Annotated in this window: 11 protein-coding genes; 7 read left to right on the top strand and 4 right to left on the bottom strand. The window is 73.2% G+C overall.

Annotated features, from left to right (window positions below; all coding sequences use genetic code 11):
• Window positions 1-24 precede the first annotated feature (24 nt).
• Complete coding sequence (locus LIU39_RS30870; protein WP_227050239.1) at window positions 25-2,283, bottom strand: acetate--CoA ligase family protein; 2,259 nt, start codon at window positions 2,281-2,283, stop codon at window positions 25-27.
• A 284-nt stretch (window positions 2,284-2,567) separates the two neighbouring features.
• Between LIU39_RS30870 and LIU39_RS30865 the strand changes: the two genes are divergently transcribed.
• The gene (locus LIU39_RS30865) at window positions 2,568-3,077 is read left to right on the top strand and encodes a Zn-ribbon domain-containing OB-fold protein (RefSeq protein WP_227050238.1); all 510 of its coding nucleotides are present in this window, start codon (window positions 2,568-2,570) and stop codon (window positions 3,075-3,077) included.
• An 84-nt stretch (window positions 3,078-3,161) separates the two neighbouring features.
• Complete coding sequence (locus tag LIU39_RS30860) at window positions 3,162-3,650, top strand: GNAT family N-acetyltransferase (protein ID WP_227050237.1); 489 nt, start codon at window positions 3,162-3,164, stop codon at window positions 3,648-3,650.
• 33 nt (window positions 3,651-3,683) lie between these two features.
• Here the strand turns inward: LIU39_RS30860 and LIU39_RS30855 are convergent, their stop codons facing one another.
• On the bottom strand, window positions 3,684-4,376 hold the full coding sequence (locus tag LIU39_RS30855) for a pyridoxine/pyridoxamine 5'-phosphate oxidase (protein WP_227050236.1): 693 nt from the start codon (window positions 4,374-4,376) through the stop codon (window positions 3,684-3,686).
• Window positions 4,377-4,753: 377 nt separating this feature from the next.
• Here LIU39_RS30855 and LIU39_RS30850 point away from each other — a divergent pair, with 377 nt between their 5' ends.
• On the top strand, window positions 4,754-5,902 hold the full coding sequence (locus LIU39_RS30850; protein ID WP_227050255.1) for a macrolide family glycosyltransferase: 1,149 nt from the start codon (window positions 4,754-4,756) through the stop codon (window positions 5,900-5,902).
• Between the two features lie 102 nt (window positions 5,903-6,004).
• Here the strand turns inward: LIU39_RS30850 and LIU39_RS30845 are convergent, their stop codons facing one another.
• Window positions 6,005-7,189 carry a thiolase C-terminal domain-containing protein gene (locus tag LIU39_RS30845; RefSeq protein ID WP_227050235.1) on the bottom strand — a complete coding sequence of 395 codons (1,185 nt, stop codon included), beginning with the start codon at window positions 7,187-7,189 and terminating at the stop codon, window positions 6,005-6,007.
• 189 nt (window positions 7,190-7,378) lie between these two features.
• On the opposite strand from LIU39_RS30845, the gene LIU39_RS30840 reads away from it, so the two are divergent.
• On the top strand, window positions 7,379-8,638 hold the full coding sequence (locus tag LIU39_RS30840) for an acyl-CoA dehydrogenase family protein (RefSeq protein ID WP_227050234.1): 1,260 nt from the start codon (window positions 7,379-7,381) through the stop codon (window positions 8,636-8,638).
• Window positions 8,635-9,108 carry a nitroreductase family deazaflavin-dependent oxidoreductase gene (locus LIU39_RS30835; RefSeq protein WP_227050233.1) on the top strand — a complete coding sequence of 158 codons (474 nt, stop codon included), beginning with the start codon at window positions 8,635-8,637 and terminating at the stop codon, window positions 9,106-9,108. The genes LIU39_RS30840 and LIU39_RS30835 overlap by 4 nt, the downstream gene beginning before the upstream one ends.
• Before the next feature lie 366 nt (window positions 9,109-9,474).
• Here LIU39_RS30835 and LIU39_RS30830 read toward each other — a convergent pair whose 3' ends face one another.
• Window positions 9,475-10,122 carry a TetR family transcriptional regulator gene (locus LIU39_RS30830; protein WP_227050232.1) on the bottom strand — a complete coding sequence of 216 codons (648 nt, stop codon included), beginning with the start codon at window positions 10,120-10,122 and terminating at the stop codon, window positions 9,475-9,477.
• A 416-nt stretch (window positions 10,123-10,538) separates the two neighbouring features.
• On the opposite strand from LIU39_RS30830, the gene LIU39_RS30825 reads away from it, so the two are divergent.
• Together LIU39_RS30825 and LIU39_RS30820 are read left to right on the top strand one after the other, a co-directional pair.
• Complete coding sequence (locus LIU39_RS30825) at window positions 10,539-11,303, top strand: VOC family protein (protein WP_227050231.1); 765 nt, start codon at window positions 10,539-10,541, stop codon at window positions 11,301-11,303.
• A 562-nt stretch (window positions 11,304-11,865) separates the two neighbouring features.
• Window positions 11,866-12,839, top strand: a 974-nt coding sequence (locus LIU39_RS30820) for a serine/threonine-protein kinase (RefSeq protein WP_264483451.1), incomplete at its 3' end; no start/stop codon positions are given.

Genomic DNA, 12,839 nt, shown 5'->3' with positions numbered 1-12,839 from the left:
CTCCAAGGGGCGGGGTCGGGGCGGTCAGTGGCAGACGGCCAGCGCGTCGAGGGCCACGGCGCCCTGGCCGCGCGGCAGCAGCACCAGTGGATTGATGTCCAACTCCGCGAGTTCCCCGTCCAGTTCGAGCGCCATGCGCTGCACCCGCAGCACGACCTCGATCAGCGCGTCGATGTCCGATGGCGGGGCTCCCCGTACGCCGTCCAGGAGGGCGCGGCCGCGCAGTTCGCCGAGCATGGCGCGGGCCTGGTCCTCGCCGAAGGGCGGCACGCCCACCGCGACGTCCCGGAGCACCTCCACGAGGACGCCGCCGAGCCCGACGGTCACGGTCGGCCCGAAGAGGCTGTCGTGCGCGGTGCCGACGACCATCTCGACCCCGCGCTCGATCATCTGGCAGACCAGCACGCCGTCGAGCGGGACGTCTTCGTAGCGGGCGATGTCGGTCAGCTCGCGATAGGCGTCGCGGACCTGGCTCGCGGAGGTCAGGCCGACCTTGACGAGACCCAGCTCGGTCTTGTGCGCGAGCTGCGGCCCGGACGCCTTCATGACCACCGGGTAGCCGACCAGGCTCGCCGCACGGACGGCCGCGGCGGCGCTGGTCACGAGCTGTTCGCGCGGGACGCGGATGCCGTAGGCGCGCAGCAGTTGCTTCGCCGCGTGCTCGCTGAGCTGCTCTCCCGGGCGCATCAGTGCCTGCGCCTTGCGCGCCGACGGCGAGAGCGTGCGCGGGGCGTCGTCGAAGGGGGAGCGGTAGTCGGCCGTGAAGCGGTGGTGGTCGAGGTAGGCGCGGACGGCCGTGATGCAGTTGGCGAAGGTGCGGAAGGTCGCCACCCGCGAGGAGCCGAGCAGGGTGCCGCGGTAGGCGTCCTCGGTGCCGACCGGCGAGCCCCACACCACACACACCAGCTTGTCGGTCTCCTCCGCCGCGTCCACGAGATCCTGCGCGAGCTTGTCGCTCATCGGCGGGAAGGGCCCGGTGATCGGGCAGATCAGGACGCCGACGGACGGGTCGGCGAGGATCGCGTCGATGATCTTGCGGCCCCGCCAGTCGCCGACCGGGTGCCCGCCGTTGTCGATGGGGTTGGCGACGTGCAGGTATTCCGGTATCCACTGGTGCAGCTCAGTCTGCTTCGCGTCCGTCAGGGTGGGCAGCCGCAGCCCCGCGGCGGTGGCCAGGTCCGAGAAGTGGGCGCCGGTGCCCCCGGAGATCGAATAGACGGCGACCCCTTCCGCGGCCGGCGGCTTGGCGCGGGCCAGCAGGGCGGCGGTGTCCTGGAGTTCGTCGAGGCCGTCCACCCTGATGACGCCGAACTGCCGCATCGCGGCGTCCACCACCCCGTCGGCGCCGGTGAGTTTGCCGGTGTGCGAGGCGGCCGTACGGGCGCCGGTCTCCGTGCGGCCGACCTTCACCGCGACGACGGGCACCTTCTGCCGGGCCGCATGGTCGGCGGCGAGCAGGAAGCTGCGGCCGTCCTTGAGCCCTTCCACATACGCGGCGATGGCGCCGACCTCGGGACGGGAGGCGAAGTAGGAGAGGAAGTCGGCGGTTTCCAGATCGGCCTCGTTGCCGGTCGGGGCCCAGTGGGAGAGGCGGATGCCGAGTTCCTGGAGGGTGAAGACGGGGCGGCCCTGGTGGCCCGACTGGGTGATCAGGGCGATGGCGGGCCCTTCGAGGTCCTCGCGGAACTTCTCGAAGGCGTTGAGGTTGGTGTTCGGGCCGAGCAGCCGCAGCCCGGAGCGCCGGACGGCCTCGGCCAGCCGGTCCTGTGCGGCCGCGCCCTTTGCCCCGGTCTCGGCGAAGCCGGAGGCGAAGGCGACCGCGAACTTCACCTTCGCATCGGCGAGTTGCTCGATGACCGGCGCCGGATCGCCGACCAGCAGCACGGCCAGATCCACCGGCTCAGGGAGGTCGGCGACCGCCGCGTGGCAAGGCCGGCCGAAGACGCTCTGCCGGCCCGGGTTGACCGGGTGCAGCCGGGCGCCGACCCGCTCGGACCAGGCGATCAGCTGCCGGGTGATGCCGGTGTTGGGCCGGCCCTCGGTGTCGGACGCGCCGACGACGGCCACCGAAGCGGGCCGGAAGAAGCGGTCCAGGTCCGGCACCGGAGCGTGCAGCGGGCGCCCGCTGACGTCCACGTCGGCCGTGCCGTCGGCGCGCTGCCCGCCGGCGCCGTCGGCCGGATCGGCCACGCCGTGGACGGTGTGAGGTGGTTGCTCCCCGCAGGCCACGACGCGGGCCGGCCGGGAGTGAGTGCTGAGGGTGCCGTGAGTCGATCCAAGCATCGCAGAGGCCCGCTCCTGTGTGACGGCTCTCATTACCTGACGCTCAGTCAGATTACTGAACTGACGCCACGTCAGGAATGGGGCTGCACGGTAAAGCTTTCCGGCGCGCGCGGGGTCGCCTCCTTCGCGCCCCGCCTCTTGCGTACCCCGCAGGGCATCCGCTGAACTGACCCGAACAACAAAATGACGCAGCGTCAGAAATGATTGAACGGCAAGGACCGAGCGGAGCCCGGCCGCGTGCCACGGTTCCGGATGCGGTGCGGGCGGACAGCGGGAGGGCATACGTGAGGCGGACCGGCGAGGCGGAGAGCACAGGGGCGCGGGGCGGGGCACGGGGCGGCGGGGCGGCGGCGCGGTTCGATCTTCCGGAGGCCGACGCGTTCACCCGCACGTACTGGGACGCGGCCGCCGAGGGGCGGCTGCTGCTGCGCCGCTGCCGGGCCGAGGGGTGCGGGGCGGCGCACCACTACCCGCGCGAGTTCTGCCCGTACTGCTGGAGCGAGGACGTCGAGTGGCAGCCGGCCTGCGGCCGCGCCACCCTCTACACCTGGTCCGTGGTGCACCGCAACGACCTGCCGCCGTTCGGCGGCCGGACCCCGTACGTCGCGGCGGTGGTGGACCTCGCCGAGGGCCCCAGGATGATGACCGAGATCGTCGACTGCGTGGCGGACGGCCTGCGGATCGGCCTGCCGCTGACGGTCCGCTTCCGCACGGAGGGCGGGGACGGCGGCCCCGGCGCGGAGGCCGGCGGCAGCTGGGCCATCCCGGTGTTCCGGCCTGCGGCGGGCCCGTAGGGGACGGGGCGGGGGAGTCGTCGTCCCGCGCCGGGCCGTGGAAATCCGGTGGCAGGTTCCCGGACCGTCGCGGATCCTGTGGCGATGCCGATCCGAGAAGCGACCGCGGCCGACTGGCCCGCCATCCGGCAGTTCTTCCGTGCGATCGTCGCGGCCGGTGAGACCTACACCTACCCGCGCGACCTCGGCGAGGAAGCCGGCCGCGAGCTGTGGATGCTCCGCCCGCCGGGCCGGGCGTACGTCGCCGTGGACGAGGCGGGGACGGTGCTCGGCTCGGCCAAGATGAACCCCAACCAGATGGGCGCCGGCGCGCATGTCGCGGGCGCCAGTTTCATGGTCGACCCCCGCCGGGCGGGCCGCGGCGTCGGCCGGGCGCTGGGCGAACACGTCCTGGAACGGGCCCGCGCGGAGGGGTACCGCGCGATGCAGTTCAACGCCGTCGTGGAGACCAACACCGGAGCCGTGGCCCTCTGGAAGTCCCTGGGCTTCACGGTCCTGGCCACCGTCCCGGAGGGATTCCGGCACCCGGACAAGGGCTTCGTGGGGCTGCACATCATGTACCGGGAGCTGTGACGGGGCCGAGCCCCGCCCCTCCTCACGCCCCCGTCACGGCCACAACAGCTCCTGCCCCCAACTCCTGTCCTGCTTCCGGTAGTTGAGCCGGACATGGCGCCGTCGCGCGTCGCCCTGGAAGAACTCGACCTCCTCGGGGTGCAGCACGTACTCCGTCCAGTCCGGTGCGGCCGCGTCCGGCTCGCGGTTCGCCCGCTCCCAGGCGGCGTCCGATGCGCGGGCCAGTTCCCCCGTCGAGCCGAGCACCTCGCTCTGCCGCCCGACCAGCGCCGCGGCCAGCGCGCCCGTGGAGCGCCGGTGCAGGGCGGCCGCGCTCTCCCCGGCACCGGCCTCGCTCACCGTCCCCTGGACACGTACCTGCCGCCCGACCGCCGCCCAGTAGAAGCCGAGCGCGGCACTGGGCCGGACGGCCAGTTCGCGGCCCTTGCGGCTGCCGCGGTGCGAGCCGAAGTGCCAGCCGCGCTCGTCGGCGTCGTGCAGCATCACGGTGCGCACGGACGGGGTTCCGGCCGCGTCGGCGGTGGCCAGCGTCATGGTGTGCGGCTCGGGCTGGCCGGCCTCCGCGGCCTCCCGCAGCCACTGCCGGAAGAGCGGCAGCGGCGCGTCCGGCGCCCGGGACACGTCGAACGACGGCAGCTCGTGGTCCCAGACCCGCAGCCCCCGCAGCAGTGCGCGGAAGGCGTGGGCATCGGCGGTTTCCTGGTCATCTGCACGGTGATCGGCCATGCGGGGCAGCGTACGGCGGACGCCCTGGAGGGCCGGGGCATGGACAGGAGGACGCAGCCGGCCGGGCCCCGGCCGGGCGCCCTGCGAGGCCCGGCAAATCGTTGGCCCGGGGCCGGGCGATGGCGCTACGGTCTCCGCATGTACTTCCTCCAGATCTACGGCTGACACCGCAGCGGGCGCAATGTCCCGCCCCCGCCCGCACCCTGGCGCGCAGCGCGCGCGTGGCCGGCTTCGCCGTGCGCACACAGCTGCCGCCCGGGGCCGTCGGGCTGCCGTGTCCCCTGCCGTATTTCCGACCCGAAGGAAGTCCCGTGCCCGAGCGCACCCCGCACCACCCCCGTACGTCGCCCGCCGCGCGCCGCCCGGCCCACATCGCCATGGTCGGCACGCCGATGGTCAGCCACGTGCTGCCCAGCCTGGAGATCATCCGCGAGCTGGTGGCCCGCGGCCATCGCGTGACGTACGCCAACACCGACCACGCGGCCGAGCTGATCGCGCCCACCGGTGCCGAGTTCGTCCGCTACACCTCCGCCCTCCCGGTGGTCGACAACTCCTGGCCGCAGGACCCGGTGGCGGCCGCCTCGCTCTTCCTCGACGACGCCATCGCGGTGCTCCCGCAGCTGCGCCGGGCGTACGACGACGACCCGGCCGACCTCTACCTCTATGACATCGGCGCCTACGCGGCCCGCGCGCTGGCCGAGGGGCAGGGCCGGGACATCGTCCAGCTCTCCCCGACCTTCGTGGGCTGGGAGGGCGCGCAGGAGGAGATCGGCACGACGTTCGCCGGGCTCCCGGGGGCCGAGGTCTACCAGCGGCGGTTCGCCGAGTGGCTGGCCGGATGCGGCGCGGTCACCACGGATGTGGACGAGTTCTCCGGCCGGCCCCGGCGTGCCCTGGCGATGATCCCGCGCGCCATGCAGCCGCACGCCGACCGGGTCGACGCCGACGCCGTGACCTTCGTCGGCCCCTGCTTCGGCGACCGCACGGATCAGGGCGGCTGGACGCGGCCGGCCGACGCGGAGAAGGTCCTGCTGGTCTCGCTGGGCTCGGCCTTCACCCGGCAGCCCGAGTTCTACCGGCAGTGCGTGGCGGCCTTCGGCGGCCTGCCCGGGTGGCATGTGATGCTGCAGATCGGCAAGTACACCGATCCGGCGGAGCTGGGCGAGATTCCCGCGAACGTCGAAGTGCGGTCCTGGATACCGCAGTTGGCGATCCTGGAGCAGGCCGATGCCTTTGTGACGCATGCAGGGATGGGCAGCAGCAGTGAGGGGCTTGCGAGCGGCGTGCCGATGCTCGCGGTCCCGCAGGGCGCGGAGCAGTTCATCAACGCCGACCGGCTCGTCGCCCTCGGCGTCGCCCGGCGCATCGACACCGCCGACGCGACGGCGGACGCGCTGCGTGCGGGACTGCGGGAGCTGCTGGCCGATCCGGACGCCGCCGACCGCTCGGCCCGGCTGCGCGCCGACGCCCGCGCGGAGGGCGGCACCCGGCGCGCGGCCGACCTCATCGAGGAGCGGCTGGGCTGACGGGTGGGGGAGCCCGTAAGGGTGCCGCGGGACGCTCCGCGGCACCCGGGCACAGGGCGGTGGGCAACTCCTTACGGGTTCCGCCCCTTACGGGTGCCGCCCCTACCCTCTCGCCAAGACCACCGTCCCCGACGAGCAGAACCAGCCGCCGGTGCCCGAGGCGACGGCGAGCTGCGGCAGCCGGCCGCCGGGTTTGTGCACCTGGCGGCCGGGGCCGGCCTCGCCGCGTAGCTGGCGTACGGCTTCGACCAGCAGGAACAGGCCGCGCATCCCGGGGTGGCAGGCGGCCAGGCCGCCGCCGTCGGTGTTGACGGGCAGCTCGCCGTCCCGCAGCAGGCGGCCCTCCCCGACGAACGCGCCGCCCTCGCCCTTGGCGCAGAAGCCCAGGTCCTCCAGGGTCACCAGCGTCATGTAGGTGAAGGCGTCGTACAGTTCGGCGATGTCGATCTCCGACGGACGGACCCCGGCGCGCTCGAAGGCGAGGTGCCCGGACTCCGCGGCGGGCGAGACGGTGAAGTCCGGCCACTCCGACATGGCGGTGTGTGAGACGGCGGTGCCGGAACCGAGCACCCACACCGGCGGTTTGGCGAGGTCGGCGACGAGGTCTTCGGCGACGAGCAGTACCGCGCAGCCGCCGTCGGATCGTATGCAGCAGTGCAGTTTGGTGAACGGATCGGCGATCATCGGCCCGGAAAGCACCTCGTCGACGGTGACCGGATCGCGGTACATGGCGTCCGGATTGCCGTCCGCGTTGGCCCGCGCCTGGACCGCCACCTGGGCCAACTGCTCCAGTGTCGTGCCGTATTGGTGCATGTGGCGGCGCGCGGCCATCGCGTATTTGGCGATCAGGGTGTGCCCGTAGGGGGCTTCGAACTGGAGGGGGCCGCGGGAGCCGAAGGAGAGGCTGGCGGTGCGGCGCCCGGCCTTGAGGTCGGCGCGGGCGGTGGAGCCGTAGACGAGGAGGACGGCGCGGGCGTGGCCGGCGGCGATGGCGTCGGCGGCGTGCGCGGCCATCACTTCCCAGGTGGCGCCGCCGACCGAGGTCGAGTCGACCCAGGTGGGGCGCAGGCCGAGGTAGTCGGCCACCTCGACGGGGGCGAGGGTGCCGAGTCCGGCCGAGCCGAAGCCGTCGATCACCGACCGGTCGAGCCCGGAGTCGGCCAGTGCCCGGCGTGCAGCCTGGGCGTGCAGCGCGTACGGGGTGGCCTCGTCCACGCGTCCGCAGTCGGACAGGGCGACTCCGGCGACGGCGACCTTGCGCTTCCCGTAGGGGATCCCTGACGTCATGAATCTGACGGTACATCAGATCGGAGGGGAGGGGTAGAGGGGCGTCGACCACCCCCAAGGGGCGGCAGTACGGACGGGTGGACCCTAGGAAAGTCGGGCCCATATCCCTACTATGACGGCCCGTCAGTTCCGTGGGCGGTGCCCGTCGGACCGGACGGGCGCGGTCCGACGGACGGGAGGAGTCCGCCGATGGATGCCGCGTTCACCGATGAGCAGGAAGCGATCCGCCGCACCCTGCGCGCACTGCTGGCCACGCACTGCGGCCCGGACGAGGTCAAGGCCGCGGCCCGCACCCCGCAGGGCTACGACGAGGAGCTGTGGCGGCGGCTCGCCCGGCAGCTCGGACTCCCGGGCCTCGCCCTGCCCGCCGCGTACGGAGGAGCGGACTGCGGGCCCACCGAACTCGCCCTGGCCTGCGAGGAAACCGGCCGTGCGCTGCTGCCTTCGCCGCTGGTCGCCACCGCGGTGCTCGCCGCGCCGCTGATCCTCGCGCTGGGCGACGAGCGGCAGCGGGCCGCGCTGCTGCCCCAGCTCGCCACAGGCGAACTGACCGGGACGCTGGCCGTACCGGGCGGCCGGCTGGCCACCGCGCTGGCGCTGACCGGCCCGAACGACGGCGGCTGGGCGGGCGGCGGCCGGGCGGGCGGCATCCAGGCGCGGCTGCGCGACGGGCAGTGGGTGCTGTACGGCGAGGCGGGACAGGTCCTGGACGGGCACACGGCCGGAGTCCTGCTGGTCGCCGCGCACACCGGCGGCTTCGCGCGCAGCCGCACCCGGCTCTTCCTCGTACGGGGGGACGCGGCGGGCCTTTCGCGCACCCGGCAGACCGTGCTGGACGAGACCCGGCCGCAGGCACGGATCGAACTGCGCGAGGTGCAGGGGGAGTTGCTGGGGGGTGAGGCGGAGGGCGGCGGGGCGCCGGAGGGCGGGCTCGCGGCCGTGGGCCGGGTCGCGGCCGCCGCGCTGGCCGCCGAGGCGGTGGGCGCGGCCGACGCGGCGCTCACCCGCACCCTCGCGTACGTGCAGGGCCGCGAGCAGTTCGGGCGGCCCATCGGCGCATTCCAGGCCGTCCAGCACCGGCTCGCCGACCTGTACGTGGCGGTGCAGGCGGCGCGTTCGGCGGCCTACTACGCGGCCTGGGCGGCGGGGACGGGGCCCGCGGGCGCCGTCGAACCGGGCGCCGGGGCACTGGCGCTGGCGCAGGCGCTGGAGGCGCTGCGGGCGGTGGCCGCCGACGCGGTGCAGCTGCACGGCGGCATCGGCTTCACCTGGGAGCACGAGGCGCATCTCTACTTCAAGCGCGCGGCCTGCGACGAGCTGCTGCTGGGGCCCGGGCACCGGTTGCGCGCGCGGGCCGCGGAAGAGGCCGGGCTGTTCGTCACCGGAGCCGGTGACGGGACGCCCGGGGTGTGCGGCGGGGCCGGGGCGCGAGCGGCGGCCGGCGCGTGAGGGCGCGCGGCGCGCGGCTGGTGCAGTCGGCGTCATCGACGCGTACCTTCGCGCGGATCGCCCCGTACGTCATCCCCGCGCTCGACCGCACAATCCACCGGCTGACCCGCGGCAAGGTCCTGCTCAGCGCGCAGCTGCTGCCCGGCGTGATCCTGACCGCGACCGGTGCGCGCAGCGGCCTGCCCCGGCGTACGCCGCTGGCCTGCCTGCCCCAGGCGGACGGCGGCTGGCTGCTGATCGGCAGCAACTTCGGCAGGGCGGGCCACCCGGCGTGGACCGGGAACCTCATCAAGCACCCGGAGGCCGAGGTGAATTGGCGCGGCCGTGACATCCCGGTACGGGCCCGGCTGCTGGCGGACGCGGAACGCGAGCGTGCCTGGGCCGCCGCGCTCGCACTCTGGCCGCCGTACGCCGCGTACCAGGCCCGGGTGGACCGGGAGATCCGACTCTTCCGGCTGGACCGGCGCTGACGGCTGACAGGGGGCGACGTCAGGCCGGGAGGGGCGTGGAAGAGAGCGGAACGGCGTGCGTGAGGCGGCGGCGCGGGCTGCGGCGGGCCCGCCGGCCCTGAGCCGCGGATGTGCGGCCGTCATCGGGCGGTACAGGCGCTGCGGTGCCGACCGCCCTCCCGAGGGCGGCGCCGGGCACCTGTGGGCGGTGCGGCAGGACGGAGGGGAACTCCCGCGGCACGGCCGGGGAGAGAGCGCCGCCGTGGCTGCACGGCCGTGCGCTCGGCCGAGGAACGCGCTCCCGGCGGCTGCGCCGGCGCCGGGGAGCGGTGCCGTGTGCGGCAGGGGTGCGCGAAGGCCCGTCGGCGGGGACGAACGGGCTCGCGGCTACTTCGTCGGCTTCTTGCCGGTGATGCCGAAGTGCACCAGCAGCGCCAGGTTGGGCTTCAGTTCGGCCTGCTTGACACCCCAGCTCTGGAAGCCCTTCTGGTGCCCGGCGACCGCTGCCAGCATGGCGACGATCGAACCGGCCATGGCTGCCGCGTTCACCTCCTTGTCGACCTTGTTCCTGCCCTGGAGCTCCTGGATGGACTCCGTGAGCGAGTTGGTGACGGCGTTCAGGATCTTCATGCGGATCTTGTAGAACCGCTTGTCACCCTCGGCCGCACCCAGGTCGATGACGCGCAGGATCGCGTCGTTCTTGCGCCAGAAAGAGAGGAATCCGTCGACCAGTTCCTCGGCCGCCTGCCAGCCGGATTTGCCCACCCAGGAGCGCCCGGCGACAAGGTCGGTCAGTTGTGCACCTTCTTTGGCCATCTCCTCGGCGATTTCGAGGACGGCGCCCTCCACGTCGGGGAAGTACTGATAGAACGTAGCGGGTGAAGTGCCCGCTTTTCGGGCCACGTCAATGACCTTGACGTCCCGGTACGGGGATGAACTGAGCATGTCGCTGAGGCAGTCGAGAAGCTTCTGCCGCGTGGCCTGCCCGCGGCGGCCGGCAACTCTGCCGTCGACGGTTCGCACTTGTCCTGTCATGCCGTCAGCTTACCGAGGGGTGATCGGAGCGCGATTTGGCTGCCTGCAAATGGGGATGGGGGAGTTCGGGGCGGTCGATCCCGGTTCCTTCCGGCGCGGCAGCGGCGTGGGCGGCACTCAGGGCAGCGCTTTCCGGGCGCATCAGGGTCGAGCGGGACGGACGCCGCCGGGGCGTCGCGGGCTTCACTCCGGCGAATGGTGCGGCATCGGTCCGGGAAAAGGGTGATTGGTCCGAACTGGTGAATCGCCTTATCAACAGCCTGTGGACAACTTCGGTGGATAGCGCCCGCAAGTAGCCGTCGAAAACGGCCCGTTGAGCCGCGTGACGGCCCGCTTCTTCGTGCCGCACTCCGTATTGATCCATACGTTCGATTTCCTGTCGGGCACCCTCGGGGATTCGCCGTTAGCGTGGCCGTATGACTGCCTTCGCGGACGGCGCACCCTGCTGGGTCGACGTGCTGCTGCCCGATCTCGACGCCGGAAAGCGTTTCTACGGCGCCCTCTTCGGCTGGACCTTCGACGAAGGCGCCGCCGAATTCGGCGGATACACCCAGGCGTTCCGTGACGGCAGGAAAGCGGCCGGGCTGATGCCCAGGAGCAATGAGGAGATGCCCACCGGGTGGGGCATTTTCTTCGCGACCGCCGATATCGGGCGCACCGCTACCGCGATCCGCGAGGCCGGCGGCCGGATCCGCCACGAGGCGATGCGGGTCGGCGACCTGGGTTCGATGCTGATCGCCGCCGACCCCGCAGGAGCGGTCTTCGGCGCCTGGCAGGCCGGGACGCACACCGGATTCGAGATCAGCGGACGGCCGGGCGGCTACGTCTGGATGGGCCTGAACACCCGTGACCCGCAAGCCGCGGACGCGTTCTACGCCAAGGTCTTCGGCTTCGTCGGCGTCGAGGGCAGCCCGATGGCCCGGCCGGACTTCCTGCCGTGGCGGCTGCGGGGTCAGGAACGCGAGATCGGCTGCCGGATCGCGATGGACGCGTCGCTGCCCGCCGACCTGCCGTCGCATTTCACGGTCTGCTTCCTCGTCGGGGACATGGGCACCGCGGTCCGCACCGCGACGGGGCTCGGCGGCGAGGTGGTGGCGCGGCCGCAGGACACCCCCGGCGGCCCGTTCGCGGTCTTCCGCGACAATCAGGGAGCCACCTTCGGTGTCATGGCCCCGAAATAGCCGTGGACACCGCAGAATTGGGGGAACGGTACGGGTGACGGCGGGGAGTGCATGACCAGCAGGCAACGGGGGCGCGGCGGCGCCGCACGCACGCGGAGACCCGACCAGGCCCCCGGCGGACGGAGACGGGTGGGGGCGGGACGGCCGGGGCTACCGATACGGAGCGCCGGAAACGGGCCCGTCCGGCATCGGTGACGCCCCGGCGGGCGCTGCCTGCCGCGGACCGTACGGGCCGCGTGACGGTACGGCGGGCCTCGCGCGCGTCCGGCAACTCAGCGGTAACCCCGGGGCAATCACCCGTCGATGGACGTATCGGAGCACGTCAGGCGGGGGTTGATGACCCCGGGTAACGGTCTCGCTGCGTACTGCTGAGGGCGGGCCGGGGTGCGGCGGCCGGGCCCCGGGTTCGCCACCGTCGGCTCGGCCAGGAAGAATCAGCTCGCGTACGGCCGTTTCGGCCAGGCGATGAGACGCTGCTCGGGGCAGTGGCTCTCGGCGGCTCGGTGCTTTGGAGAGTCTCTTTTACGCCCCACGGGGAGGTGGCAGGCAAGTGGTGGAGCAGCTGACGCAGCTGACGCAGCACGATCCCCGGCGGATCGGCCCGTTCGAGGTGCTCGGCCGTCTCGGGGCCGGCGGCATGGGACTGGTCTATCTGGCGCGTTCGGCGTCCGGCCGGCGCGTGGCGATCAAGACGGTGCGTACGGAACTCGCCGAGGACCAGCTGTTCCGGGTCCGTTTCACCCGCGAGGTCGAGGCGGCCCGCGCGGTGAGCGGCTTCTACACCGCGGCGGTGGTCGACGCCGACCCGCGGGCCGCGGTGCCCTGGCTCGCGACCGCCTACGTACCGGCCCCCTCGCTGGAAGAAATAGTCAATGAGTGCGGGCCGCTGCCGGCCCAGGCGGTGCGGTGGCTGGCGGCCGGGATCGCCGAGGCGCTGCAGTCCATCCACGGCGCCGGGCTGGTCCACCGTGACCTGAAGCCGTCGAACGTCCTGGTGGTCGAGGACGGCCCCCGGGTGATCGACTTCGGCATCGCGTCCGGGGTGTCCAACACCCGTCTGACGATGACCAATGTGGCCGTCGGCACGCCCGCGTACATGTCGCCCGAGCAGGCCCGCGACTCCCGCAGCGTCACGGGCGCGAGCGACGTCTTCTCGCTCGGCTCGACGCTGGTGTTCGCCGCCACCGGGCACGCGCCCTTCCACGGCGCCAACCCCGTCGAGACGGTCTTCATGCTGCTGCGCGAGGGCCCCGACCTCGCCGGGCTGCCGGACGAACTGCGGCCGCTGCTGGAGTCCTGTATGCAGATGGAGGCGGTCCACCGGCCGTCGCCCGCCGACCTCCAGTCGCAGCTCGCGCCGCACCTCTTCGGCTCCGGCAGCGACGACAGCGGCACGGCGTCGGCCTGGCTGCCGGCCGGTGCCGTGGCGCTCATCGAGGGGCGGCGCGGCGGCCGTTCGTCCGTCCCCAGGAGCAGCCAGCGCTCCGCTGCGGGCCGCCCTGCGGCGCGTCCTGCCGAGCCACGGGCGGTGCCGCC

Source organism: Streptomyces pinistramenti (assembly GCF_020564935.1).
Classification (GTDB): Bacteria; Actinomycetota; Actinomycetes; order Streptomycetales; family Streptomycetaceae; genus Streptomyces; species Streptomyces pinistramenti.
Note: the sequence above shows the minus strand (reverse complement) of the source record. Positions and strands in the feature narration are given on the sequence as shown.

Coding starts and splice junctions, on each gene's coding strand:
- LIU39_RS30825 (WP_227050231.1), top strand. CDS start 10,539: ATGACTGCCTTCGCGGACGGCGCACCCTGCTGGGTCGACGTGCTGCTG.
- LIU39_RS30870 (WP_227050239.1), bottom strand. CDS start 2,283: ATGCTTGGATCGACTCACGGCACCCTCAGCACTCACTCCCGGCCGGCC.
- LIU39_RS30845 (WP_227050235.1), bottom strand. CDS start 7,189: ATGACGTCAGGGATCCCCTACGGGAAGCGCAAGGTCGCCGTCGCCGGA.
- LIU39_RS30860 (WP_227050237.1), top strand. CDS start 3,162: ATGCCGATCCGAGAAGCGACCGCGGCCGACTGGCCCGCCATCCGGCAG.
- LIU39_RS30840 (WP_227050234.1), top strand. CDS start 7,379: ATGGATGCCGCGTTCACCGATGAGCAGGAAGCGATCCGCCGCACCCTG.
- LIU39_RS30850 (WP_227050255.1), top strand. CDS start 4,754: ATGGTCGGCACGCCGATGGTCAGCCACGTGCTGCCCAGCCTGGAGATC.
- LIU39_RS30830 (WP_227050232.1), bottom strand. CDS start 10,122: ATGACAGGACAAGTGCGAACCGTCGACGGCAGAGTTGCCGGCCGCCGC.
- LIU39_RS30855 (WP_227050236.1), bottom strand. CDS start 4,376: ATGGCCGATCACCGTGCAGATGACCAGGAAACCGCCGATGCCCACGCC.